Raw genomic sequence first — 24,037 nt, forward strand, 5'->3', positions numbered from 1 at the left:
CAGCCGGCCAGCGGCCGGCACTACTTGGCGGGCTGGATTCTCACCCGGACTTCGTCATCTTCCGGCGGTGCGGGCTGGGCCGGGGCGGCGGCCGGGGCCGGCTGTACCACCGGGGCAGGGGCCACGGCGGGGGCGCTGCGGTGATGCATCACCACCACCATCGCCACGGCGGCGATGACCAGCAGCAGGCCGATCCGGATCCGCCAGGCCCAGTTGCGGCGCGGCGCGACCTCGCCCACCTGGTCGCGGAAAGCGAACTCGGCGGTGGGGTGGTCGCGGCGGGTGGTTTCCAGCAGGCGCGCATCGCGCAGGATTTCGCGCGCGCGCGGCTGGTCGTTGGCGTGCACCACCCACAGGGTCGGGTGGGTGGTGTTCTTGCTGGTGTCCAGGTAGCTGAACTGACTGCCGCGCTTGCTGTGGTACGAGCGCCCGTTGGTGATGCGCACTTCGATGCCGGCGTCGCGCAGCAGCTTGGCCACGCCTTCGACGGTCTCCACGCGCTGGCTGTTGAATATCTGTCTCATGTCAGTCCTTGGCCGGCACGGCGGCGGCCGCGTCACTGTCGGGCACGACGCGGATCAGGCCTTCCTGGGCGGTGCTGGCCACCAGCAGGCCGTCGCGGGTAAAGAACTGGCCACGCGCCAGCCCGCGCGAATCCTGCGCGCTGGGGCTGTCCAGCGAATACAGCAGCCAGTCGTCGGCGCGGAACGGACGGTGGAACCAGATCGCGTGGTCGAGCGAAGCCATCTGCACGTGCGGCTGGTAATAGCTGATGCCGTGCGGGAAGGTCGCGGTGCCGAGCAGGTGGAAGTCCGACGCGTAGGCCAGCAGCGCCTGGTGCAGCTCGGGCGCATCGCCCACGGTTTCATTCAGGCGCAGCCACACCTGGTGGTAGGGCGGGCGCTTGGGCGGATGAAGTTCGTCGCGCGGGTAGACATGGCGGAACTCGAACGGGCCGCCGCGCGAGAGCCAGCGCTGCACCTTGATCGGCAGCCGCTCGAGCACTTCCGGCGGCAGCGGACGGTTGGGTTCGATGTCTTCCGGCTGCGGCACTTCGGGCATCTTGTGCTGGTGCTCGGCCCCGGTCTCGGCCTGCTGGAAGGAGGCCGCGCAGAAGAAGATCACCTTGCCGTGCTGGATCGCGGTGACCCGGCGTACCGAGAAGCTGCCACCGTCGCGGGTGCGGTCCACGTCGTAGACGATCGGGTGGTCGATGTTGCCGGCGCGCAGGAAGTAGGCATGCAGCGAATGCACGTGGCGGCCGTTGTCCACCGTTGCCTGGGCGGCCGACAGCGCCTGGCCCAGCACCTGCCCGCCGAACACGTACTTGGTGCCGATGTCGCGGCTCTGGCCACGGAACAGGTTGTCTTCCAGGCGCTCGAGCGTGAGCAGGTCGATCAGCTCGGAGACGACGGGTTCGTGCGTGTCGGACAAGGGAAGCAACCGGAAGGGGGAGGACCCGAATTATAGGGTAGTGCCGGTCGCTGGCCGCATGACGGCAATGCACTCGCGCTGCCGCCCCTGCGGTTCGCTTGGCAAACTGCGGGGTCGATGTCATTGCCATCCACGCCCCCGGCGCTTCGCGGCCGCCCCGCCCTGATTCAGAGGCTCGCTTCAGGCTGGTGGATCCCACCATGCAGCGCATGGTGGGCGGGGGCGTGGTCGCCGGCCGTGGGCCGGCACTGCCTGGTGTGTGGGCATTGCTTGGTTGCCGGCCAACGGCCGGCACTACCTGGGGTGGGCATTGCTTGGTTGCCGGCCAACGGCCGGCACTACCTTGGGTTTCGGGCATTGCTTGGTTGCCGGCCATGGGTCGGCACTACCGGAGGGTCAGCCTTTGCCGAGGCGTGCTGCGAGGGTGTGCAGTGCCTGCTGGGCGTCCGGGGCGTACCAGGCCTCGACGAAGCGGTCGAGCTGGATCAGGTCCGCGTGCAGGGCCTCGTGGAGGTCGGCGCGGGCGATCGCGCGGGTCAGCAGCATCGGCTGGCGTGGGAGTTTGAGCAGGCGCTGCAGCCAGGCCACCGCGCGCGGCACCACCTGGGCGGCGTCGGCCAGTTCGTCCACCAGCCCGATCTCCAGCGCGCGCTCGGCCGGGACCATTTCCCCGCCCACCAACAACTGGGTGGCGCGATGGTGGCCGACCACGCGGCGCATCAGGCGCTGGATGCCTTCGGGGGCGACCAGCCCCACCTGGACCTCGTTCAGCCCGATCACGGTCGGCTGCGCCGGGTCCGGGCTGCGGGCCAGGATCCGGTAGTCGCAGCACAGCGCCAGCACGCAGCCGCCGGCCGGGGCATGCCCGGTCAGCGCGGCCACCACCGGCACCCGGCATTCGGCCAGCGTGCGCACCGCGCCGAAGAACGCCTGCCAGCTGTCCAGCAGCTTGTGCCTGTCATCGCCATGGCTGAGCAGATGGGGCACGTCCATGCCGGCGCTGAAGATGCGCTCGCTGCCGGACAGCACGATGCCGTGCACGTCATCGGCCATGGCCTGGTTGAGTGCGCCGATCAGGTGGCGGCACAGCTCGGTGTCCAGCGCGTTGACCGGCGGGCGCGCCAGCCGCAGTTCGCGGATGGGGCCATGGTTGATCACCTCGATAAGCGTCGTCATGCTGCGATCTCGTTGCGGACAGGGAACTGAGGCGATGATAACCAAACCATTCGCGTGCGTATTGTTGGCCCTCTGTGCGTTCGCAACATCGGCGATCGCCGCCGAACCGGCGTGCGTGTCGGTGCGAGAAGGCTGGGTGCGGCTGCCGCCGGGGGCAATGCCGATGGCGGCGGGATATGGGCAGATCCACAATGGCTGCCGTAGCGCCGTGGTGGTGGTGGGCGCCGGCAGCAAGGCCTTCGGCGATGTGTCGCTGCACGAAACCACGCTGGTGGACGGGGTCAGCCGGATGCGCGCGGTGGAGCGGCTGCCGATCGCGGCCGGTGCCACGGTGGCGCTGAAGCCGGGCGGGCTGCACCTGATGCTGATGCAGCCGGAGGTGCCGCTCAGCGAGGGCAAGGTGTTGCCGCTGCGCCTGAGCCTGGAAGACGGGCGCAAGGTGGATGGGCAGTTGCAGGTGCGCAGTGGCGCAGCGCACTGAGCGGCCATTGGCCAGAGCTGCCGAGCATGGCTCGGCACTACCGGGATGCCTCACAGAACGAGCGCGCGTCGCGCGGCCCATGATCGCCATGCCCGGCTGCCGGCATGCGTCACAGGGTGATTGCACGTCGCGCGGCCCATGATCGCCATGCCCGGCTACCGGGATGCGTCACAGGGTGATTGCGCGTCGCGCGGCCCATGATCGGTAGAGCCGAGCCATGCTCGGCTGCCTTTTCCAAGACCCAGACGCTGCGGTTACGTCCAGTCGTAGGAAAACAGCACCGTGCGGCTGTCTGGTTCGTACAGCATCACGATCGCATCGGCGCCCGCCGCGCACCAGTTGTAACCGGCCACTTCGGCGACCGCGAAGAACGGTTTGCCGTCGCGGGTGATGCGCACGTTCTCGGCATCGTCGGGCCGGTCGCGGTCATACATCGCCGGGTCCAGTGCGATTTCGAATGCCGCCGGGATCTCTGCGGTCTCGGTCCAGTTGCCGCCGGAAATCTGCCCGCCGAGCCTGTCCAGATACGCCTGCTCGCCCGGCTCGCCATCGCCATAGCGCGAATAGCTGGCCAGGCGGCCGTGGGTCTGGAAATAGGCATGTGCCTTGGCGTAACTGTCGCGCATCTCGGCGATATGCTCCACCGCGTCGCTGTCCTGCACCTGCTCGCCGATGAAGTAGCCCACGTTGCCGAGGAAGCGCATGCGGTTGTCGGTGGTCAGTTCGAAGGCGATCCAGTTGGTACCGGTAAACGCGTTGTGGTGTTCCTGCGTGTCTTCGCCGATGCAGCCTTCATACGGCTCGATCGGGCACAGCATCGTGGCCACGGTGCCGGCCAGTTCCTGCCGCAGGATGCCCAGGTCGATGCCGATCAGCGGCAGCAGGTGCTGGGCCAGCCACGGTTGCTCCCGGGAAAAAACGTCGGCGGGGAACGGCGTCATTCCCGGAAGAAGTGTGCGGATGTCGGTCTGGTGGAACATGGCATTCCTTTGAACGAATGGCGGTAGTGCCGGCCGCTGGCCGGCATCCATGCACATCGATCCGGCGTCATGAGGGTGCCGGCCAGCGGCCGGCAATCATGCACATATCCGTCCGGGAGTCTGAGGTTGCCGGCCAGCGGCCGGCACTACCTGCTCAGGTGGACGCAGTGCGGATCGCCTCCGGCAGCGGTGCGCTCTTGCCGGTCTGGGTGTCCATCCACACCACTACCACGTTGCCGTCCGAATACAGCGTGCTGTCGTTCTTCTCGTCCACGATGCGGTGGCCGATGGTCACGCTGCTGTTGCCCAGGCGCTCGACGAACAGCTCCACCACGATGTCGTTGGGCCACACGATCGGCAGGCGATAGTTGACATTGGTGGCCGCGACCACCGGTGCTATGCGGTCGGTCATCGACACGCCTTCCACGCCCAGCATCCAGCGCACGCGCGCTTCTTCCAGGTAGGAAATGTACTTGGCGTTGTTGACGTGGCCCATGCTGTCCATGTCGCGCCAGCGCACGCTGATCGGTACGCGGGCCAGGATCTTGTGTTCGGTACTCATCAGGCGTCCTTCTTCTTCTTGCTGGCGGCGCTGGTCTTGCTGGTCTTGCTGACCTTGCCGGTGCTCTTGGCCGCCGCCGCCTTCCTGACCGGCTTCTCCGGCTTGGCCTTGCGCGGTGGGCGGGCGTCGGGCTTGTTGGCAACCGCGGCCGGTCGCTCCGGACGCGCGCTGATGGAGGGCAGCATCTTGGCCAGGAACTGACCGGTGTACGAGGTCGGGCAGGCCGCCACGTCTTCCGGCGTGCCGGTGACCAGGATGGTGCCGCCGCGATGGCCGCCTTCCGGACCCAGATCGACGATCCAGTCGGCGGTCTTGATCACGTCCAGGTTGTGCTCGATCACCACCACCGTGTTGCCTTCGTCGCGCAGCTTGTGCAGCACGCCGAGCAGCGCCTCGATGTCGTGGAAGTGCAGGCCGGTGGTCGGCTCGTCCAGGATATACAGGGTGCGGCCGGTATCGCGCCGCGACAGTTCCTTGGACAGCTTCACGCGCTGGGCCTCGCCGCCGGACAGGGTGGTCGCGCTCTGGCCCAGCTTGATGTAGCTCAGGCCCACGTCGACCAGCGTTTCCAGCTTGCGCGCGATGCTCGGCACCGGCTCGAACAGCTTCAGCGCATCTTCGACGGTCATCTGCAGCACGTCGTTGATGTTGTAGCCCTTGTACAGAATCTCCAGCGTTTCGCGGTTGTAGCGCTTGCCGTGGCACACATCGCAGGGCACGTACACGTCCGGCAGGAAGTGCATTTCCACCTTGATCAGACCATCGCCCTGGCAGGCTTCGCAGCGGCCGCCGCGCACGTTGAAGCTGAAACGCCCGGGCGAATAACCGCGTGCGCGTGCTTCGGGCACCTGCGCGTACAGCTCGCGCAGCGGCGTGAACAGACCGGTGTAGGTGGCCGGGTTCGAGCGCGGGGTGCGGCCGATCGGCGACTGGTCGATGTCCACCACCTTGTCGAACAGGTCCAGGCCCTCGACCTCCTTGTAGGGGGCGATCGCGTGCGAAGAGCCGTTGATCTCGTTGGCGGCCAGCGAGAACAGGGTGTCGTTGATCAGGGTCGACTTGCCCGAGCCGGACACGCCGGTGATGCAGGTCAGCAGGCCCGACGGAATGTCCAGGTCCACGCCCTTGAGGTTGTTGCCGCTGGCCCCGCGCAGGTGCAGGGTCATCTTCGGGTTGGGCTTGTGCCGGCGTGCCGGGATCTCGATGGCGCGCTTGCCCGACAGGTACTGTCCGGTCAGCGAGCGCGGCGAATCCAGGATGTCCTGCAGGGTGCCCTGGCCGACGATTTCGCCGCCATGCACGCCCGCGCCCGGACCGATGTCCAGCACGTAGTCGGCCAGGCGGATCGCATCTTCGTCATGCTCGACCACGATCACCGTGTTGCCCAGGTCGCGCAGGCGGGTGAGGGTGCCGAGCAGGCGCTCGTTGTCGCGCTGATGCAGGCCGATCGACGGCTCGTCCAGCACGTACATCACCCCGACCAGGCCGGCGCCGATCTGGCTGGCCAGGCGGATGCGCTGGGCTTCGCCGCCGGACAGGGTGTCGGCCTTGCGTTCCAGGGTGAGGTAATCCAGGCCCACATCGACCAGGAAGCCCAGGCGCTCGCCGATCTCCTTGACGATCTTGCCGGCGATCTCGCCGCGCCAGCCGGGCAGGGACATGCTGCTGAAGAACTTCAGCGCTTCGTCGATCGGCAGCACCACCAGTTCCGGCAGCGCACGGTCGGCAACGAACACGTTGCGCGCGGCCTTGTTCAGGCGTTGGCCGTTGCACTCGGGGCAGTTGCGCTCGCTGATGTATTTGGCCAGCTCTTCGCGCACGGCCGAGGATTCGGTTTCCTTGTAGCGGCGCTCGAGATTGGGAATGATCCCTTCGAAGCGGTGCTTGCGCTGGGTGCGGCCACCGGCTTCGGTGAAGTAGGTGAAGGTGATGGTTTCTTCGCCGCTGCCGAACAGCACCGCCTTGCGCACGTCCTCGGGCAGGCTCTGCCACACCGCATCGACATCGAACTTGTAGTGTTTGGCCAGCGAGGCGATCAGCTGGAAATAATAGGCATTGCGACGATCCCAGCCGCGCACGGCACCGGCCGACAGCGACAGCTCCGGGTGCACCACCACGCGCGAGGGGTCGAAGAACTCGGCCATGCCCAGCCCATCGCAGCCCGGGCAGGCGCCGACCGGCGAGTTGAACGAGAACAGGCGCGGTTCCAGCTCGGGCAGCGAGTAATCACAGACCGGGCAGCTGTACTTGGACGAGAACAGGTGCGCGGGCGCGTCCTCCACGTCCAGCGACTGCACCGAAACCATGCCGTCGCCCAGCTTGAGGGCGGTTTCAAAGCTCTCGGCAAGGCGCTGCTTGATGTCTTCGCGCGGACGGAAGCGGTCGATCACCGCCTCGATGGTGTGCTTCTGGCGCAGCGCCAGCGGCGGCACCGCGTCGATTTCATGCAGGGTGCCATCCACGCGCACACGCACGAAGCCCTGCGCGCGCAGTTGGTCGAACACCTGGGCATGCTCGCCCTTGCGCTCGCGGATCACCGGGGCCAGCAGCATGTAGCGCTGCTCCGGGTCCAGGGTGAGCACGTGGTCGACCATCTGGCTGACCGTCTGCGCTTCCAGCGGGTAGCCGTGGTCGGGGCAGCGCGGGCTGCCGACGCGGGCGTACAGCAGGCGCAGGTAATCGTAGATCTCGGTGATCGTGCCGACGGTCGAGCGCGGGTTGTGCGAGGTCGACTTCTGCTCGATCGAGATCGCCGGGGACAGGCCTTCGATATGGTCCAGGTCCGGCTTTTCCATCACGCTCAGGAACTGCCGGGCATAGGCCGACAGCGATTCCACGTAGCGGCGCTGGCCTTCAGCGTAGATGGTGTCGAACGCCAACGACGACTTGCCCGAGCCGGACAGGCCGGTGATGACAATGAGCTTGTCGCGGGGCAGGTCGAGATCGATGTTCTTGAGATTGTGCGTCCGCGCGCCGCGGATGCGGATGAATTCCATCGCCATGGGGGATCCGTTGTGAGGCTCTGGCCCGGAGGGCCGGCAAGCGGGTGGGGCAAGCGGAGACGGCAATCGGTCAGCCTACCGAGCTTGGGATTTGGGGGCAATCGCGCACATTGCCAGCCCCGGGTCTCATCGAATGCGACCCGCCGGGGCGTTACCTGAACAGGATTCAGGTCCAGACGGGGCAAGGCGGGGGGTGACTTGACCCGACCCACTCCCAGTCATTAAAATCCCGCTTCTGTCTGCCCTCGATGGCAGCAGTCCATAGACCACAATAACTACAGAGGAAGTCTGGTCATGTACGCAGTACTGGTAACCGGCGGTAAGCAATACCGCGTGGCGCAGGGCGAAAAGCTCCGCGTTGAAAAGCTCGAAGTCGAAGTCGGCAACGAGATCAAGTTCGACAACATCCTGATGTTGGGCGACAGCGATGGCATCAAGATCGGCGACGCGCTGAGCGGCGCTTCGGTCACCGCCAAGGTCGTGTCCCAGGGTCGTGCTGACAAGGTCCGGATCATCAAGTTCCGTCGCCGCAAGCACCACATGAAGCGTCAGGGTCACCGTCAGTACTACACCGAAATCGAGATCACCGGCATCGCCGGTGGCAGCAAGTAATCAAGGAGACCAGTCATGGCACATAAGAAGGGCGTAGGCTCATCGCGCAACGGTCGCGACTCCAACCCGAAGTACCTCGGCGTCAAGATCTTCGGTGGCCAGGCCATCGATGCCGGCAACATCATCATCCGTCAGCGCGGCACCCAGTTCCACCCAGGTACCGGCGTTGGTCTGGGCCGTGACCACACCCTGTTCGCGCTCGTCGACGGCAAGGTGGAGTTCTCGGTGAAGGGCCCGAAGAAGCGTCGTACCGTCAGCGTCGTCGCCGAAGCCTGATCTTCGCGATACGCGGGCGCCCACGCCTCGGCGTGGGGCCGCTGACGAAAGCCCCGCTTCGGCGGGGTTTTTGTTTTTATTGAATACACCGGTGCGGGGATCCTTCCCGCCACCGTCCCTGGATCGTACCGGGGACGTTAGACTCTGCGGTCGGGCGCATCCGTTGCCCATCGCCTCCAGTTGGCATCCAGAATCATGAAACTTGTAGACGAAGCAGAAATCCAAGTCACCGCCGGCAATGGCGGCAACGGCTGCGTCGGTTTCCGTCGCGAGAAGTTCATTCCGCTGGGCGGCCCGGACGGTGGCGATGGCGGCAATGGCGGCAGCGTGTGGATCCGCGCCGACGCCAACCTGAACACCCTGGTCGACTTCCGCCACGAGCGCATCTTCAAGGCGCAGCGCGGCGAGAACGGCATGGGCCGCCAGGCCTATGGCAAGGGTGGCGAAGACCTGATCATCACCGTGCCGGTCGGCACCGTGGTGATGAACGTGGCCACCGACGAAGTGATCGGCGACCTGACCCAGCACGATGACACCCTTCTGGTAGCCAAGGGCGGCCGTGGCGGCTTGGGCAACATGCACTTCAAGAGCTCGACCAACCGCTCGCCGCGCCAGGCGCTGCCGGGCGAAGAGGGTGAGGAGCGCCTGCTCAAGCTGGAGCTGAAGCTGCTGGCCGACGTCGGCCTGCTGGGCTTCCCCAACGCGGGCAAGAGCACGCTGATCCGCGCCGTGTCCGCCGCCACCCCGAAAGTGGCCGATTACCCCTTCACCACCCTGTACCCGAACCTGGGCGTGGTGCGTGTCGAAAATTACCGCAGCTTCGTGATCGCCGACATTCCCGGCCTGATCGAAGGTGCCGCCGACGGCGCCGGTCTGGGCGCGCAGTTCCTGCGCCACCTGCAGCGCACCCGCCTGCTGCTGCACCTCGTGGACATCTCCCCGATGGAAGGCGGCGTGGAAGGGGTGTCGCCGATCGAGCAGGTCCGTGCGATCGAACGCGAGCTGGCCAAGCACGACCCGGAACTGCTGGACAAGCCGCGCTGGCTGGTCCTGAACAAGGCCGACCTCATGTTCGAGGACGAGGCCAAGGCGGCCGCCGAGAAGATCGTGGCCGAACTGGGCTGGACCCAGCCGTGGTACCTGGTGTCGGCGCTGGGCCGTGAAGGCACCTGGCCGATCATGACCAACATCATGGCCTTCTTCGACCGCCAGAAGGAAGACGAGGCGCAAGCGCGCGATGCGTACTGAGCGCATCCGCGCGCCCCTGAGAAACCCGGCTGCGGCCGGGTTTTTCTGTGGTGCCGCAGGGCCGGGGCCGCGCGATGCGTGGCGCGCGTCCGGCGCGCGTGGCTCTACCGTTGGCGCGGCCCGGAATGGATCGGTGGACGATCGCGGCAGCGCGGGCGCCCAGGAATCGCGCCCAACAAAAAACCCGGCCGGGGCCGGGTCTTTTTGTGCGATCGGGTCGAAGCCACGCAGGGCGTGGCTTTACCGCAACCACGTCGCCGGATCAGGCGGCCTTGATGGCCTTGATGCGCGCGGTCAGGCGGCTCTTATGGCGAGCAGCCTTGTTCTTGTGGATCAGACCACGCGAGCTGAAACGGTCGAGGATCGGCTGGGCAACAGCGAAGGCTGCCTCGGCGCCGGCGGCGTCATTGGCATCCAGAGCCTTGATCACCTTCTTGACAGCGGTGCGCAGCATCGAACGCTGAGCCGTATTGCGCGCGTTGCGCACGACGGTCTGCTTGGCGCGCTTCTTGGCGGACTTGATATTGGCCACAGTGGTGGTTTCCTGAAAAATCGGTGTAATGGGAACAGCAAGCTGGAAAGTATGATGGCTCGAAAAATGTACGTCAAGTCAATTGTCAAGAGGGAACACGGGTGAGTTCACCAAGGATGTTGCGGGGCCTGCTGTCTTTCAGCAGCATGACCATGATTTCGCGGGTGTTGGGGCTGGTTCGCGACCTGGTCATCACCACCACGTTCGGCACCAATGCGGTGACCGACGCCTTCTGGGTCGCCTTCCGGGTGCCCAATTTCCTGCGCCGGCTGTTCGCCGAAGGCTCGTTCGCCACGGCGTTCGTCCCGGTGTTCACGGAAGTGAAGGAAACCCGCTCGCATGCCGAACTGCGCGAGCTGATGTCGCGCGTGGCCGGCACGCTGGGCGGGGTGCTGCTGCTGGTCACGGCGCTGGCGCTGATCTTCGCACCGCAGTTGGCCACCCTGTTCTCCAGCGGGGTGGATACCGACCCGGCCAAGCATGGCCTGCTGGTGGACCTGTTCCGGTTGACCTTCCCGTTCCTGCTGTTCGTCTCGCTGACCGCGCTGGCCGGCGGGGCGCTCAACAGTTTCCAGAAGTTCGCGATGCCGGCGCTGACCCCGGTGATCCTCAACCTGTGCATGATCGCCGGCGCGCTGTGGCTGGCCCCGCGGCTGGGCGGCACCCCGGAGAAGCAGATCCTGGCCCTCGGCTGGGCGGTACTGGCGGCCGGGCTGCTGCAGTTGCTGTTCCAGCTGCCCTCGCTGAAGGGCATCAACCTGCTCACCCTGCCGCGCTGGGGCTGGCGGCATCCCGGGGTGCGCAAGGTGCTGACCCTGATGGTGCCGACCCTGTTCGGTTCCTCGATCGCGCAGATCAACCTGCTGCTGGATACGGTGATCGCCGCCAAGCTGACCGATGGCTCGCAGTCCTGGCTGTCGCTGGCCGACCGCTTCCTGGAGCTCCCGCTGGGCGTGTTCGGGGTAGCGTTGGGTACCGTGATCCTGCCGGCGCTGGCCCGCCACCACGTGAGCACCGACAAGACCGGCTTCTCCAGCGCGCTGGACTGGGGGCTGCGCACGACGCTGCTGATCGCGGTGCCGGCGATGCTGGGCCTGTTGCTGCTGGCCGAGCCGCTGATCGCCACGATTTTCCAGCATGGCGAGTTCAGCGCGTTCGATACCCGCATGACCGCGCTGTCGGTGTATGGCCTGAGCTTCGGCCTGCCGGCGTTCGCGCTGCTCAAGGTGGTGTTGCCGGCGTTCTACGCCCGGCAGGACACCAAGACCCCGGTGCGCGCCGGTATCGCCGCGCTGGTGGCCAACATGGTGTTCAACTTCATCCTGCTGGCCGTGCTGTACCAGGTGATGGTGCCCGAAGCGCTCAAGGCGCAGGGCGTGTGGGTCGCGCTGGGCAAGCAGCCGGGCCTGCACCTGGCGCTGGGCATCGCCAGCGCGCTGTCCAGCTACCTGAATCTCGGGTTGCTGTGGTACTGGCTGGGCAAGACCGGCGTGTACCAGCGCAAGCCCGGCTGGGCCGGCTACGTGACCCGCCTGGGCCTGGCCTGCCTGGCCATGGTGGCGGTGCTGCTGGGCCTGCTGTACACCATGCCCGGCTTCACCGGCATGGACAAATGGCACCGCATCGGCAATCTGGCGCTACTGGTCGGCAGCGGTGGGCTGACCTATCTGGTCTCCCTGGTCGCGATGGGTTTCCGCCCGCGCCACCTGCGCGAGCATTGATCCGTGGACACCCCGGCTATACTTCATGGCTATCCCTTGCAACGCATCGGCCCTGGTGGGCCGGATTCCCAGTTGATGAGCAGGCTGTTTAGAAGTATCGAAGGCGGGCAACTGTTCCCGCACGGAAGCGTGGTCTGCATCGGCGCATTCGACGGCCTGCACCTGGGCCATCGTGCGTTGGTGCGCCACGCCGTTGCGCGCGCGCGCGCGTTGGGCGTGGCCGCCGTGGCGGTCGCGTTCGAACCGCTGCCGCGTGAGTATTTCGCCCAGGGCGAGCCGCCGCCGCGGTTGACCCTGGCCCGCGACAAGGTCGCCATGCTCAGCGAGCTGGGCGTGGATGCGATCGGCCTGCTGCGCTTCGATGCGCGCATGGCGGCGATGCAGGCTGAAGACTTCGTGGAGCAGTTGCTGGTGCAGCGCCTGAGCGCGCGCGAGGTGTGGATCGGCCCGGAATTCTGCTTTGGCAACCGCCGTCGCGGTGACCTGGCGCTGCTGCAGTCGATGGGCGCCGAGCGCGGATTTGGCGCCGGCGAGATCGAGCCGATCGACCTGCACGGCGAGCGCATCTCCAGCACCCGCATCCGCCAGTTGCTGCGCGAGGGCAACTTCAGCCACGCCAATGACCTGCTCGGGCGTCCGTATTCGATCGGGGGCAGGGTAGTGCGCGGCCGGCAGCTGGGCCGTACGCTGGGGTTCCCCACCGCCAACCTGCGCTTCCCCAAGACACCGGCGTTGTCGGGCATCTACGCGACCTGGGTGCACGGGGTGTTCGACCAGCCGTGGCCATCGGTCTCCAGCTTCGGCACGCGGCCGACGGTGGAGGGCGTAGAGCCGCTGCTGGAAGCGCACCTGTTCGATTTCCAGGGCGACCTGTACGGTCGCCACATTGAAGTGGAGTTCGTCGCCAAGTTGCGCGACGAAGAAAAGTTCCAAGATCTGGCCGCATTGACCGACCAGATGCACCGTGACGCCGAACAGGCGCGTCACATCCTTTCCGAACACAGATTGCGAGCCACTGCGTGAGCCAGGACTACAAAGCCACCCTTCATCTGCCGGCAACCGAATTCCCGATGCGCGGCGACCTGCCCAAGCGCGAGCCGGGCATTCTGTCGCGCTGGGAAGACGAGGGCCTGTACGCCCGCCTGCGCGAGAACGCGCAGGGTCGCCCGCTGTTCGTGCTGCACGACGGCCCGCCCTACGCCAATGGCCAGATCCACCTGGGCCATGCGGTCAACAAGATCCTCAAGGACATCATCGTCAAGTCGCGCTACCTGGCCGGCTTCGATGCGCCCTACGTGCCGGGCTGGGATTGCCATGGCCTGCCGATCGAGATCCAGGTCGAGAAGAAGTGGGGCAAGGTCGGGGTCAAGCTCGACGCCGAACAGTTCCGCCAGAAGTGCCGCGAGTTCGCCGAAGAGCAGATCGACCTGCAGCGTCGCGACTTCAAGCGCCTGGGCGTGATCGGCGACTGGGACAACCCGTACAAGACGCTGAGCTTCGATTTCGAGGCCAATGAAATCCGCGCGCTGGCCAAGGTGTTCGCCAACGGCCACATCGTGCGCGGTGCCAAGCCGGTGCACTGGTGCTTCGACTGCGGCTCGGCACTGGCCGAGGCGGAAATCGAATACCAGGACAAGACGTCTCCGGCGATCGACGTGTCCTACGTGGCGCGTGATTCGCAGCAGCTGGCGCAGCGCTTCGGCGTGACCCTGCCGCCCGATGTCGAGGTCGCCGTGCCGATCTGGACCACCACCCCGTGGACGCTGCCGGCCTCGCTGGCGGTGTCCCTCGGTGCGGAGATCGACTACGTGCTGGCTGAAGGTCCGGCCCACAACGGCAAGCGCCGTTGGCTGGTGCTGGCCGCGGCCCTGGCCGAGCGCTCGCTGCAGCGCTATGGCGTGGACGACCTGGTCGTGCACGGCCACGCTACCGGCGCCGCGCTGGAAAACCTGCTGCTGGCCCATCCGTTCTATCCCACCCGCGACATCCCGCTGCTCAACGGCGCGCACGTCTCGGCCGAAGACGGTACCGGTGCGGTGCATACCGCGCCGGGCCACGGCCAGGAAGACTTCGTGGTCAGCCAGCAGTACGGGCTGATGGACCCGTACACCGCGGGCCAGATCAACCCGGTCGACGGCCGCGGCGTGTACCTGCCCTCGACCCCGCCGGCCGGTGATGTCGAACTGGCCGGCGTGCACCTGTGGAAGGCACAGCCGCTGATCGTGGAGGTGCTGCGCGCTTCCGGGGCGCTGCTGGCCTTCGTCGAGATCGTGCACAGCTACCCGCACTGCTGGCGTCACAAGACCCCGGTGGTGTTCCGCGCGACCCCGCAGTGGTTCATCTCGATGGACAAGGCCAACCTGCGCCGCGATGCGATGGCGGCCATCGACAACGTCGGCTGGTTCCCGGCCTGGGGCAAGGCGCGTATCGGCGGCATGGTCGAAGGGCGTCCGGACTGGTGCATCAGCCGCCAGCGCACCTGGGGCGTGCCGATCGCCTTCTTCACCCATCGCGAAACCGGCGAACCGCATCCGCGCACTGTCGAGCTGATGCAGCAGGTGGCCGACCGCGTGCAGGTGGGCGGCATCGACGTGTGGTATTCGCTCGACGCGGCCGAGCTGCTGGGCGAGGAAGCGGCACACTACGAGAAGGTCACCGACACCCTCGACGTCTGGTTCGACTCGGGCGTGAGCCATGAAGGCGTGCTGCTGGCACGTGGCTTCGGCAAGCCGGCCGACCTGTACCTGGAAGGCTCGGACCAACACCGCGGCTGGTTCCAGTCCTCGCTGCTGACCGGCGTGGCGATCGACAAGCAGGCCCCGTACAAGCAGTGCCTCACCCACGGCTTCACCGTGGATGAGAAGGGCCGCAAGATGTCCAAGTCGATGGGCAACGGCATCGAGCCGCAGGACATCATGAAGACCCTGGGCGCGGACATCCTGCGCCTGTGGATCGCCTCGGCCGACTACAGCAATGAAATGTCGCTGTCGCAGGAGATCCTCAAGCGCAATGCCGACGCCTACCGGCGCCTGCGCAACACCGCGCGCTTCCTGCTCGGCAACCTGGACGGTTTCGATCCGGCCCTGCAACTGGTGGCCCCGGCCGACATGGTCGCGCTGGACCGCTGGATCGTGCATCGCGCCTTTGAGTTGCAGGAGAAGATCAAGGCGGCCTACACCAGCTACAACATGGCCGAGATCGTGCAGCTGCTGCTGAACTTCTGCAGCGTCGACCTGGGCTCGCTGTACCTGGACGTGACCAAGGACCGGCTGTACACCATGCCGATCGACTCGCGTGGCCGGCGTTCGGCGCAGAGCGCGATGTACCACATCGCCGAAGCGTTCACCCGCTGGATCGCGCCGATCCTGAGCTTCACCGCCGACGAGTTGTGGGGTTATCTGCCGGGCGCGCGCAAGGACAACGTGCTGATGGCCACCTGGTACGACGGCCTGGCGCCGCTGCCGGCCGATGCGCCGCTCAACGCCGCCGATTTCGACCAGTTGCTGGCGCTGCGTGAGCAGGTGTCCAAGGTGCTCGAGCCGATGCGTGCCAATGGCGCGATCGGTGCGGCGCTGGAGGCGGAGATCACCGTGGCGGCCGATGCGGAAACCGCCGCGCGCTGGCAGCCGCTGGCCGAGGAGCTGCGCTTCCTGCTGATCAGCGGCGACGTGCAGGTGCGCCCGGCGACCACCGATGAGGTGTTCGTCAGCGCCCAGCCGACCGAAAAGCAGAAGTGCGTGCGCTGCTGGCACTACCGTGCCGATGTCGGTGCGGTGGCCGCCCATGCCGAGCTGTGCGGTCGCTGCGTGAGCAACCTCGACGGTGCCGGCGAAGATCGGCGGTGGTTCTGATGAGCGCCGTCCGTCCGCGTCCCAATGCACTGGTGTGGCTGCTGCTGTCGGCGACGATCATCGGCCTGGACCAGTGGAGCAAGGCCTGGGTCCTGTCCAGCCTGCCCGAGTACCAGCCGGTGGTGGTCATCGAAGGCTTCTGGAACTGGTTCCGCACCTACAACACCGGCGCGGCATTCAGCTTCCTGAGCGATGCCGGTGGCTGGCAGCTGTGGTTTTTCACCGCGCTGGCGGTGGGCATCAGCGGCCTGATGGCGTTCTGGCTGTCGCGTACCGCGCGCGGCCAGTGGCGCAGCGCCGTGCCTTACGCCCTGGTCATCGGCGGGGCCATCGGCAACGTGATCGACCGGCTGATGCACGGCCACGTGGTCGATTTCATCCAGTGGTACATCGGTGACCATTACTGGCCCTCCTTCAACATCGCCGATGCGGCGATCGTGGTGGGGGCCGTGGGGATCGCTGTGTTTGGTCTGTTCGACGGCAAGGCCGAGAAAAAAGCGGGATAATTCCCCCCTGTATCCCGCAATGAACCGGCCTGGCGCCGGCCGGAGTATCTGACCGATGGACGTGTTGCTCGCCAATCCGCGTGGTTTCTGTGCCGGTGTCGATCGTGCGATCGAGATCGTCAAGCGCGCGATCGAGACCCTGGGCGCGCCGATCTACGTGCGCCACGAGGTCGTGCACAACCGCTTCGTGGTCGACGACCTCAAGGCCCGCGGCGCGATCTTCGTCGAGGAACTCGATGAAGTGCCCGATGACAACACGGTGATCTTCAGTGCGCACGGCGTGTCCCAGGCCGTGCGCCAGGAGGCCGAACGCCGTGGCCTGAAGGTGTTCGACGCGACCTGCCCACTGGTCACCAAGGTGCACCTGGAAGTGGCCCGCCACTGCCGTGCCGGCCGCGACGTGGTGCTGATCGGCCATGCCGGCCACCCCGAAGTGGAAGGCACCATGGGCCAGTGGAACCGCGAGCGCGGCACCGGCCGGATCTACCTGGTGGAAGATGTCGAGGATGTCGCCACGCTGGAGATCGACCAGCCGGAAAACTTCGCCTACACCACCCAGACCACGCTGTCGGTGGATGACACCCGCGGCATCATCGAGGCCATGCGCGCGCGCTTCCCGGCGATGCAGGGGCCGAAGAACGACGACATCTGCTACGCCACCCAGAACCGCCAGGACGCCGTGCGCGACCTGGCCCAGCGCTGCGACCTGGTACTGGTGGTGGGCTCGCCGAACAGCTCCAACTCCAACCGTCTCAGTGAACTGGCGCGCCGCGAAGGCGTGGAGTCCTACCTGATCGACGGCGCCCACGAGATCGACCCGGCCTGGGTGGCCGGCAAGCAGCACATCGGCCTGACTGCCGGCGCCTCGGCACCGCAGGTGCTGGTGGACGGCGTGATTGCGCGGTTGAAGGAGCTGGGCGCGACCGGCGTCGGTGAGCTCGACGGCGAGCCGGAGTCCATGGTGTTTGCGTTGCCAAAGGAACTGCGGCTGCGGTTGATCAGCTGATCGGGCGTGATCGTTGGTGCAGCCACGCATGGCGTGGCTCTACCGGATCGCGGTAACCGACCTTCAACCGGTAGAGCCACGCCATGCGTCTCCGCGCTGGCAATCCCACCGCGCATTACCCCGTAAATACCGCCCGCAATCGCTGCCACGGCCTCTCCAATCCCGGCGTGGCCGCGCCGATCACTGCGGCGTCCAGCGCATCGACCAATGCCAATGCTTTGGCGAAACTGCACACCTGCTGCCACGCAAACCCGGCATCCAAGCGCTCCAGGCCACCGCCGGGCAACTGCTGGCAGAGATAGTCCGGCCCGGGCACCAGCCCGATTCCTGGTATTCCGCATAGATACGAGCTGGCGCCTTCGCCCAGGAACAGCTCGCCAATGCGCGGTGCCACCACCAGGCTGCGCAGCTTGCTGCGGCCGGCAACGGCAGCGCAGTACACCTGCTCCATCGCCGGGTTGGTGGCGTAGACAATCTCGCGTTCCAGCCGGCCGGTGGCCCGGGGGTCGCTGCGTCCCGGACCGTCCTTCCATTCCAGGCAGCCCAGGTGCTCCAGCGTCAGGCAGGCTACCGCGCGCGCGTGATCACCCTTGCCATCCCACAGCCCAGGATGCGCACGCAGCCATGCCATCGTCGCCTGGCCACGGTCGGTGAACTGCGGAATCTGGAAGTGGCCGCTGGCGAACACGAACACCATGTCGCGACGCCGCGGGCGCTGGGCGAAGGCAGCGGCCAGCGCGAGCAGTCCGGCGCCGCCATTTTCTTCGCACGCATTGGGGCCATCGGTGTGGGTGTTGATCAGGGTGCTTTCACCCCGCGTGGTGCCGGGCAGCACGGCATGCAGGGAGTCGATGCCGGCCTCGGTGCGCTCGGCCTGCAGCACCAGCGTCGCACTGCGGCCAGCGTGCGCAGCCGAACGCAGCGCCTCGCCGGCCTGTTGGCCCACCCATAGCGCCGGGCAATCCATCCATGGCGTGGTGAACGGCAGTACCTGATCGCGCGCCAGACCTTCAGACAGCCCGCCAAACACGCAGACCACGGCGCGTACGCCGGCCTTGCGCGCGCGTTCGAGCAGCGTCGGATCGATCAACGGCGCCAGCACCGGGATGACCTCTTCGCGCGCAAACCCGGCATCCGCATCGGGCAACATCGCACGCTGCTGGAACACCATCGCCGCCTTGGCCCGGCGCATCGCCACCGGATCGATCCGCACCACGGCGATCGCATCGCGCGCGGGCTCCATCCGTTTGGCCGAGTCCAGCCACACCAGCCGACCATGCACGCCCTGTGCGTCGGTCTGGCCCGAGTAGGGATAGGGCGCGGCAACCTCGATGGGCGTGCCATCGTCCAGCCGCAGCGCGCAGTGCTGCGGCGTCCAGCGCTGGACCCGGTGATGCTGGCGGTGCACCTGCAGACCGAGCGCTTCCAGTTCGCCGGCCAGGTAATCCACCGCCTGCGCGTGCGCGGGCGTGGCGGTCAGTCGCGGGCCGAACGCGTTCAGCGCTTCGATCCAGCGCCAGAGCTGGGCCCGGTCGGGCAACAGCGGGGTGATGTCGTCCACCGCAGGCAGTGGTACGCGCCGGCGCGGCCCCCGTACGGTCAATGCGGCGGTGGCCACGGCCGCCGCGACGGCTAGCCCGCCTATCCATCTGCGTGCCTGCATGCGTGATGCCTCCCGGGGAGTATCTGCAACGTGGCGGGCAGTGTGGCGCTGGCACGGTGAACACGGCGGCACGCGCCGCTCGGCTTTGCCCGTTCTGGCCGCAGCCCCGCGCATGACCTTTGGCCATGGGGCAGGGCGATAGCGAGGGCTAGGATCGGATGTTTCGCCGCTGGAGCGTTGCCGATGAAGATGCGTGCCACCGTCCTGTCCGTGCTGTTGGCGTTGTCGGCCAGTGGCGTACAGGCGCAGACGTCGCCGCCACAGGATGTGGCCTGGCCGGGCGTGCTGCGCATCGATGTGGACGCGCGCGACATCGGCCGGCGCATCTTCAAGGTCAAGGCGACCATTCCGGCCAAGCCCGGTCCGCTCACCCTGCTGTATCCGCAGTGGCTGCCGGGCAGCCATTCGCCCAGCGGCCCCATCGACAAGCTGGCCGGGCTGGTGGTCACCGCCAACGGCAAGCCGCTGGCCTGGAAACGCGACCCGTACGACGTATACGCCTTCCAGGTGGACGTGCCCGAAGGTGCCAGGGAGGTGGTGGCCGCGTTCAAGTTCCTGTCGTCGCAGGGCGGCAGCCAGGGGCGGGTGGTGATGACCCCGGAGATGCTCAACCTGCAGTGGAACGCCAACTCGCTGTACCCGGCCGGCGTGATCACCCGCAACCTGCAGGCGCAGGCCAGTGTGACCCTGCCCAAGGGCTGGTCGTATGCCACCGCGCTGGAGACCGAGCGCCGCGACGGCGACACGGTGGTGTTCAAGCCGATCCGCTACGACCACCTGGTGGATTCGCCGCTGTTCGCCGGCCGCTATTACCAGCAATTCGACCTGGATCCCGGCGCCAAGGTGCCGGTGCATCTCAACGTGTTTGCCGATGATGCCAAGTCCCTGGTCGCCAAGCCCGAACAGGTGCAGGCACACCGTGCGCTGGTGCAGCAGATGTACAAGCTTTACGGCGCACGTCACTTCGACCGCTATGAGTTCCTGCTGGCACTGACCGGCAAGCTCGGCGGCATCGGGCTGGAGCACCAGCGCTCCAGCGAGAACAGCGCCGAGACCGGCTACTTCACCGACTGGGACAAGACCTGGCTGGGCCGCGATTTGCTGCCGCACGAGTTCAACCATTCCTGGAACGGCAAGTACCGTCGCGGTGCGGATCTGGCCACGCCCAACTTCAACGTGCCCATGGGCGACAGCCTGCTGTGGCTGTACGAAGGCCAGACCCAGTTCTGGGGCCAGGTGCTGGCCGCGCGCTCGGGCCTGTGGAGCGTGCAGCAGACCCGCGAAACCCTGGCCAATGTCGCGGCGACCTACGATCGCGGTCGTCCCGGTCTGGCGTGGCGCAGCCTGCAGGACACCACCAACGATCCCACCATCGCCCAGCGCCGCGCGCTGGGATTCCGCAATTACCAGTTGAGCGAAGACTACTACTCCGGCGGGCAGATGGTGTGGCTGGACGTGGACGGCAAGCTGCGCGGGCTGACCGGCAACAAGCGCAGCCTGGACGATTTCGCCAAGGCGTTCTTCGGCATGAATGACGGCGACTGGAACGTCAATCCGTACACCTTCGACGACGTAGTGCACACCTTGAACGGCATCGCGCCGTTTGATTGGGCGACCTTCCTGCGCGAGCGCCTGGATGGCCACATGCCGCTGACCGGCGGGCTGGACGCGGCCGGCTGGAAACTGGTCTACACCGATACCCCCAGCGAGGCCTTCAAAGCGCAGGAGACCCGCGCCAACGGCACCAACCTGGTCTATTCGCTGGGCCTGAGCGTGGCCAACAGCGGTGCAGTCACCGACGTGCTGTGGGACAGCCCCGCATTCAACGCCGGCCTTACCCCAGGCATGACCGTGCTGGCGGTCAACGGACGCGTGTTCAAGGGTGACGCACTGAAGGAAGCGGTGACCGCTGCCAAGACCGACAAGGCCCCCATCACCCTGCTGGTGCGCAGCTTCGACCGCATCGACACGGTGGCGCTGGATTACCACGGTGGCCTGTTGTATCCGTCGCTTGAACGCATTGCGGGCAAGCCGGATCGTCTGGCCGAGCTCTGGAAAGCCCGATGACCCGCCGCGGCCGCGAGCTACTCATCGTAGTGCTGGCGGCCGCCGCCATCATCGGCGCAGGGCTGCAGGGCGACGGACGCTGGCTGCATTGGCTGGCAAAGCCGCTGACCACCCTGCTCATCGCGTCCATCGCATGGCACCCTGGTAGTGCCGGCCGCTGGCCGGCAACCTCAGCCCTCTCACTCGGCCAAGGCTACCGTCGCGCGGTGCTGACCGGCATGGGGCTCTCCTGCGTCGGCGACATCGCCTTGATGCTGCCGGTGGACGCCTTTGTCCCGGGGCTGGTCGCGTTCCTGCTCGCACATGTCTGCTACATCATCGCGTTCCGCGCCGGCTTCAGGGCCGGGCGTGGATTGTGGATGGCCGTTGTGCTGTTGGGAACGTTCGCCGTTACCAACGTCACCGCGCTGTGGCCGCATCTTCCCGCCGACATGCGCGTCCCGGTGTTGGCCTATGTGGTGGTGCTCGCGTTGATGGCGATGCTGGCGTTGGCGCGCGTGTGGGCCAAGCCGTGGTTGCCTGGCGTGTCGCGTCGCAGTGCAGGCTGGGCGGTGGGCGGTGCACTGCTGTTTGTCGCCAGCGATTCGCTGCTGGCGTGGGACCGTTTTGCCGGTGGATTGCCGATGGCCAGTCTGCTGGTGCTCGGTACGTATTACGCCGCGCAATATGGCATCGCCCGGTCGGTGGCAGGTGGCGGTCGAAGCGCTTCGGTTTGATGCCAACGTTGCATTGAAGGGGCGATCAGTCCTCGTCACCCACATCCTGCGCGTTCTCGCAGCGCTTTCGTGGCGGGCACAGCCGATCCAGCAACGCTGCGGTGACCCCATTGCTCCAGCCGAAGCCATCCTGCAACGGGTATTCGCCGCCACCACCGCCGACGGCCGAACCGTCGACTACGTATTTCTCCACGAGTTTGTTTTCGCGGTCGTACACCGCCTGCACCGTGTGCAGGAAGCGGACCCCGATGCGGCGCGCGACCGCGTCCTGCTTGTAGCGCTGCAACCCATCCACCGCGACCCACTGCAGCGGCGCCCAGCCATTGGGCGCGTCCCATTGCTGGCCGGTGTCCACCTTGGTGGTCAGCAGGCCGCCTTGACGGAGCAGCTGCGTGTTGGCTGCCTTGGCGGTCTGCCGGGCGTGCGCAGGCGTAGCGACGTGTAGCCACAGCGGGAACAGCGCGGCGGCGGTGAGCGCGGGGCGGGTCGCGCCGTTGTCCAGATCGCGGTCCACGTACCAGCCCTGCTCGACATCCCAGAGCAGCGTGTTGATGGCGCGCTGGCGTGCCTTCGCCTGCTGCTTGAAGTCGCGTGCGGCAGCGCCGTCACCGGCGGCCTTGCTGGCGCGGGCGAGGGTGGTTTCCAGGTGGAACAGCAGGCTGTTCAGATCCACCGGCACGATCGCCGTGGTGTGGATGCTGGCCAGCACGCCCGGTTCGGCCAGCCAGCGCGAACTGAAATCCCAACCCGATTCCGCCCCCGCGCGCAGGTCGCGATACACCTGCGACGGCGCGCGCTGCGGCGCCTGCGCAGCGGTGGCCAGGTCATCGGTCCACGACTCGGTGCGTGGCACCGCGCGCGCATCCCAGTAACGGTTGAGTACCTGGCCATCGGCCAGCCGCACCACGCGCTCGCTGGCGGTGCCGGGTGGCAGGCCTTGCGCACCGCGCATCCAGAAAGCGTGTTCGATGCGCAATTGGGGCAGGTAACGGCGATACGCGTCGTCACCCTCGTGGGTGGCCAGCAGATCCACCATCAGGCTGAAGAATGGCGGCTGCGAGCGGCTCAGGTAATAGCTGCGGTTGCCGTTGGGGACGTGCCCGTACTGATCCAGCTGCCAGGCGAAGTTGTCCACCATGTCGCGTACCTGCTGCCAGCGTCCGCTTGAGGCCAGCCCGAGCATCGTGAAATAACTGTCCCAGTAATACACCTCGCGGAAGCGTCCACCTGGGACCACGTAGGGCTTGGGCAGCGGTAGCAGCGAGCCGCGCGGGTCGACCGTCTCGGTGGTGCGCGTGAGCACCGGCCACAGGCCTTCGATGTGGGCGCGCAGGGTTTCGCCGGTGGGTGGCACGTAAGCGGTTGCCTCCCCGGGCACGGTGAAGTGCTGGGCGATGAACGCGGGCAGGTGATCTGGCTGCCCTCTTACCTGCTGCCACTGCGCCAGCACGGCGCTTGCTTCCTGCCGGGGCACGGCGTCGGCGAAGGTTTTCTGGTCCTTGAAAAGGTGTGCGCCCTGGACCTGCTGGAACAGCGGTTGCCACTGCTGGTCTGGTGGGCTTGGCGGCTGCGGGGCGGCCTCGGCGGCAGTATTGCCGGTGCAGAGCAGACAAGCCAGCAGCAGGCCGGTGAAGTGGGGAAGGGAGCGCATCGGCGGCATCCAGGGGGTGACTGCCCCACTTTAGGGACGGGGGCGTCAAGGCCCGGTCCTGTTGGACAGGCCCATTGTAGGCGCTGCGCCTGCGGGCCAAGCGGTGCGGGGGCTTGCGGGGTGGGGATTCGGGACGGATTGTGCAGCCGGGCTAGTGCCGGCAATTGACCATTCCGGCCACTCCCCCGTAGAATTGCCTGCTCAGCCGGAATAGCTCAGTTGGTAGAGCGGCGCATTCGTAATGCGTAGGTCGTAGGTTCGATTCCTATTTCCGGCACCAGTTGTACGAAAAGCCCCGGCCTTGGTCGGGGCTTTTTGTTTGGGACGGGTGTTGGAACCCATTGATTGGTGAGGGATTTGTGTCGGACTGATTGCTCATCGCGCGCTCTGCTGCTAGCTGCGGAGGGTTCTTGTCCGTACGGCAAGTCTGAGACTTGTCTGATGAACCGGCTTCTTTGCGACTTACCGACCAGTTCTCGCGAATCGCGGCAGCTGCTGTTGTTGACTAGCTTTCCGGTCGACGGTCGAGACTTGGAAGTCCTCGCAAGCCGCC

At 66.7% G+C, this 24,037-nt stretch carries 20 protein-coding genes and 1 tRNA gene; 12 read left to right on the forward strand and 9 right to left on the reverse strand.

Going from position 1 to position 24,037, the window contains the following annotated elements; all coding sequences use genetic code 11:
- Positions 1 to 20: 20 nt before the first annotated feature.
- The 3 genes from AC1DR7_RS14195 to AC1DR7_RS14205 form a co-directional block, all read right to left on the reverse strand.
- Positions 21 to 524 (reverse strand): putative signal transducing protein, encoded by a 504-nt coding sequence (locus AC1DR7_RS14195; protein WP_457319535.1) that lies wholly within the window; start codon positions 522 to 524, stop codon positions 21 to 23.
- A gap of 1 nt (position 525) precedes the next feature.
- A complete protein-coding gene (tesB, locus tag AC1DR7_RS14200; RefSeq protein WP_256777147.1) occupies positions 526 to 1,434 on the reverse strand; it encodes an acyl-CoA thioesterase II in 909 nt (302 codons plus the stop codon).
- 396 nt (positions 1,435 to 1,830) lie between these two features.
- Positions 1,831 to 2,610, reverse strand: coding sequence for an enoyl-CoA hydratase/isomerase family protein (locus AC1DR7_RS14205; RefSeq protein WP_457319536.1), 780 nt, complete (start codon positions 2,608 to 2,610; stop codon positions 1,831 to 1,833).
- 34 nt (positions 2,611 to 2,644) lie between these two features.
- On the opposite strand from AC1DR7_RS14205, the gene AC1DR7_RS14210 reads away from it, so the two are divergent.
- Positions 2,645 to 3,091: a copper chaperone PCu(A)C gene (locus AC1DR7_RS14210; RefSeq protein WP_457319537.1), complete on the forward strand. Its 447-nt coding sequence runs from the start codon at positions 2,645 to 2,647 to the stop codon at positions 3,089 to 3,091.
- 254 nt (positions 3,092 to 3,345) lie between these two features.
- On the opposite strand, the gene AC1DR7_RS14215 is transcribed toward AC1DR7_RS14210, so the two are convergent.
- The 3 genes from AC1DR7_RS14215 to uvrA form a co-directional block, all read right to left on the reverse strand.
- A complete protein-coding gene (locus tag AC1DR7_RS14215) occupies positions 3,346 to 4,071 on the reverse strand; it encodes an enolase (protein WP_457319538.1) in 726 nt (241 codons plus the stop codon).
- Positions 4,072 to 4,225: 154 nt separating this feature from the next.
- On the reverse strand, positions 4,226 to 4,633 hold the full coding sequence (locus tag AC1DR7_RS14220) for an acyl-CoA thioesterase (protein ID WP_457319539.1): 408 nt from the start codon (positions 4,631 to 4,633) through the stop codon (positions 4,226 to 4,228).
- Positions 4,633 to 7,635 (reverse strand): excinuclease ABC subunit UvrA, encoded by a 3,003-nt coding sequence (uvrA, locus tag AC1DR7_RS14225; RefSeq protein WP_256777132.1) that lies wholly within the window; start codon positions 7,633 to 7,635, stop codon positions 4,633 to 4,635. Before uvrA ends, AC1DR7_RS14220 begins: the two co-directional genes overlap by 1 nt.
- Before the next feature lie 294 nt (positions 7,636 to 7,929).
- Between uvrA and rplU the strand changes: the two genes are divergently transcribed.
- The 3 genes from rplU to cgtA all read left to right on the forward strand — a co-directional run bounded on the left by rplU (position 7,930) and on the right by cgtA (position 9,771).
- Positions 7,930 to 8,247, forward strand: a complete 318-nt coding sequence (rplU, locus tag AC1DR7_RS14230; protein ID WP_256777131.1) for a 50S ribosomal protein L21 — start codon at positions 7,930 to 7,932, stop codon at positions 8,245 to 8,247.
- A 15-nt stretch (positions 8,248 to 8,262) separates the two neighbouring features.
- Positions 8,263 to 8,523: a 50S ribosomal protein L27 gene (rpmA, locus tag AC1DR7_RS14235; protein WP_256777127.1), complete on the forward strand. Its 261-nt coding sequence runs from the start codon at positions 8,263 to 8,265 to the stop codon at positions 8,521 to 8,523.
- A 195-nt stretch (positions 8,524 to 8,718) separates the two neighbouring features.
- Positions 8,719 to 9,771 carry an Obg family GTPase CgtA gene (gene cgtA, locus AC1DR7_RS14240; protein ID WP_256777125.1) on the forward strand — a complete coding sequence of 351 codons (1,053 nt, stop codon included), beginning with the start codon at positions 8,719 to 8,721 and terminating at the stop codon, positions 9,769 to 9,771.
- Between the two features lie 262 nt (positions 9,772 to 10,033).
- On the opposite strand, the gene rpsT is transcribed toward cgtA, so the two are convergent.
- Entirely contained in the window at positions 10,034 to 10,303 is a 270-nt protein-coding gene (gene rpsT, locus AC1DR7_RS14245; protein WP_019184515.1) for a 30S ribosomal protein S20, read from the reverse strand.
- A 116-nt stretch (positions 10,304 to 10,419) separates the two neighbouring features.
- On the opposite strand from rpsT, the gene murJ reads away from it, so the two are divergent.
- The 5 genes from murJ to ispH all read left to right on the forward strand — a co-directional run bounded on the left by murJ (position 10,420) and on the right by ispH (position 17,387).
- Positions 10,420 to 12,024, forward strand: coding sequence for a murein biosynthesis integral membrane protein MurJ (gene murJ, locus AC1DR7_RS14250; RefSeq protein WP_478051404.1), 1,605 nt, complete (start codon positions 10,420 to 10,422; stop codon positions 12,022 to 12,024).
- Between the two features lie 75 nt (positions 12,025 to 12,099).
- Positions 12,100 to 13,047 (forward strand): bifunctional riboflavin kinase/FAD synthetase, encoded by a 948-nt coding sequence (locus AC1DR7_RS14255; protein WP_457318502.1) that lies wholly within the window; start codon positions 12,100 to 12,102, stop codon positions 13,045 to 13,047.
- The gene (gene ileS / locus AC1DR7_RS14260; protein ID WP_478052815.1) at positions 13,044 to 15,875 is read left to right on the forward strand and encodes an isoleucine--tRNA ligase; all 2,832 of its coding nucleotides are present in this window, start codon (positions 13,044 to 13,046) and stop codon (positions 15,873 to 15,875) included. Before AC1DR7_RS14255 ends, ileS begins: the two co-directional genes overlap by 4 nt.
- On the forward strand, positions 15,875 to 16,381 hold the full coding sequence (gene lspA / locus AC1DR7_RS14265; RefSeq protein ID WP_457318500.1) for a signal peptidase II: 507 nt from the start codon (positions 15,875 to 15,877) through the stop codon (positions 16,379 to 16,381). Before ileS ends, lspA begins: the two co-directional genes overlap by 1 nt.
- Positions 16,382 to 16,436: 55 nt before the next feature.
- Positions 16,437 to 17,387 (forward strand): 4-hydroxy-3-methylbut-2-enyl diphosphate reductase, encoded by a 951-nt coding sequence (ispH, locus tag AC1DR7_RS14270; RefSeq protein ID WP_478051401.1) that lies wholly within the window; start codon positions 16,437 to 16,439, stop codon positions 17,385 to 17,387.
- A gap of 115 nt (positions 17,388 to 17,502) precedes the next feature.
- Here the strand turns inward: ispH and AC1DR7_RS14275 are convergent, their stop codons facing one another.
- Positions 17,503 to 19,050, reverse strand: coding sequence for a hypothetical protein (locus AC1DR7_RS14275; RefSeq protein WP_478052816.1), 1,548 nt, complete (start codon positions 19,048 to 19,050; stop codon positions 17,503 to 17,505).
- Positions 19,051 to 19,233: 183 nt separating this feature from the next.
- Here AC1DR7_RS14275 and AC1DR7_RS14280 point away from each other — a divergent pair, with 183 nt between their 5' ends.
- Positions 19,234 to 21,117 carry a M61 family metallopeptidase gene (locus tag AC1DR7_RS14280; RefSeq protein ID WP_457318498.1) on the forward strand — a complete coding sequence of 628 codons (1,884 nt, stop codon included), beginning with the start codon at positions 19,234 to 19,236 and terminating at the stop codon, positions 21,115 to 21,117.
- On the forward strand, positions 21,114 to 21,833 hold the full coding sequence (locus tag AC1DR7_RS14285; protein WP_457318497.1) for a lysoplasmalogenase: 720 nt from the start codon (positions 21,114 to 21,116) through the stop codon (positions 21,831 to 21,833). The genes AC1DR7_RS14280 and AC1DR7_RS14285 overlap by 4 nt, the downstream gene beginning before the upstream one ends.
- 25 nt (positions 21,834 to 21,858) lie before the next feature.
- On the opposite strand, the gene treA is transcribed toward AC1DR7_RS14285, so the two are convergent.
- Positions 21,859 to 23,484: an alpha,alpha-trehalase TreA gene (gene treA, locus AC1DR7_RS14290; protein ID WP_457318496.1), complete on the reverse strand. Its 1,626-nt coding sequence runs from the start codon at positions 23,482 to 23,484 to the stop codon at positions 21,859 to 21,861.
- A 204-nt stretch (positions 23,485 to 23,688) separates the two neighbouring features.
- On the opposite strand from treA, the gene AC1DR7_RS14295 reads away from it, so the two are divergent.
- Positions 23,689 to 23,764 (forward strand) — tRNA-Thr (locus tag AC1DR7_RS14295).
- The last annotated feature ends 273 nt before the right edge of the window (positions 23,765 to 24,037 follow it).

The organism is Stenotrophomonas sp. P5_A9 (assembly GCF_056400525.1).

Coding starts and splice junctions, on each gene's coding strand:
- AC1DR7_RS14195 (WP_457319535.1), bottom strand. CDS start 524: ATGAGACAGATATTCAACAGCCAGCGCGTGGAGACCGTCGAAGGCGTG.
- AC1DR7_RS14205 (WP_457319536.1), bottom strand. CDS start 2,610: ATGACGACGCTTATCGAGGTGATCAACCATGGCCCCATCCGCGAACTG.
- AC1DR7_RS14210 (WP_457319537.1), top strand. CDS start 2,645: ATGATAACCAAACCATTCGCGTGCGTATTGTTGGCCCTCTGTGCGTTC.
- AC1DR7_RS14215 (WP_457319538.1), bottom strand. CDS start 4,071: ATGTTCCACCAGACCGACATCCGCACACTTCTTCCGGGAATGACGCCG.
- AC1DR7_RS14220 (WP_457319539.1), bottom strand. CDS start 4,633: ATGAGTACCGAACACAAGATCCTGGCCCGCGTACCGATCAGCGTGCGC.
- uvrA (WP_256777132.1), bottom strand. CDS start 7,635: ATGGCGATGGAATTCATCCGCATCCGCGGCGCGCGGACGCACAATCTC.
- rplU (WP_256777131.1), top strand. CDS start 7,930: ATGTACGCAGTACTGGTAACCGGCGGTAAGCAATACCGCGTGGCGCAG.
- rpmA (WP_256777127.1), top strand. CDS start 8,263: ATGGCACATAAGAAGGGCGTAGGCTCATCGCGCAACGGTCGCGACTCC.
- cgtA (WP_256777125.1), top strand. CDS start 8,719: ATGAAACTTGTAGACGAAGCAGAAATCCAAGTCACCGCCGGCAATGGC.
- murJ (WP_478051404.1), top strand. CDS start 10,420: ATGTTGCGGGGCCTGCTGTCTTTCAGCAGCATGACCATGATTTCGCGG.
- AC1DR7_RS14255 (WP_457318502.1), top strand. CDS start 12,100: ATGAGCAGGCTGTTTAGAAGTATCGAAGGCGGGCAACTGTTCCCGCAC.
- lspA (WP_457318500.1), top strand. CDS start 15,875: ATGAGCGCCGTCCGTCCGCGTCCCAATGCACTGGTGTGGCTGCTGCTG.
- ispH (WP_478051401.1), top strand. CDS start 16,437: ATGGACGTGTTGCTCGCCAATCCGCGTGGTTTCTGTGCCGGTGTCGAT.
- AC1DR7_RS14275 (WP_478052816.1), bottom strand. CDS start 19,050: ATGCAGGCACGCAGATGGATAGGCGGGCTAGCCGTCGCGGCGGCCGTG.
- AC1DR7_RS14280 (WP_457318498.1), top strand. CDS start 19,234: ATGAAGATGCGTGCCACCGTCCTGTCCGTGCTGTTGGCGTTGTCGGCC.
- AC1DR7_RS14285 (WP_457318497.1), top strand. CDS start 21,114: ATGACCCGCCGCGGCCGCGAGCTACTCATCGTAGTGCTGGCGGCCGCC.
- treA (WP_457318496.1), bottom strand. CDS start 23,484: ATGCGCTCCCTTCCCCACTTCACCGGCCTGCTGCTGGCTTGTCTGCTC.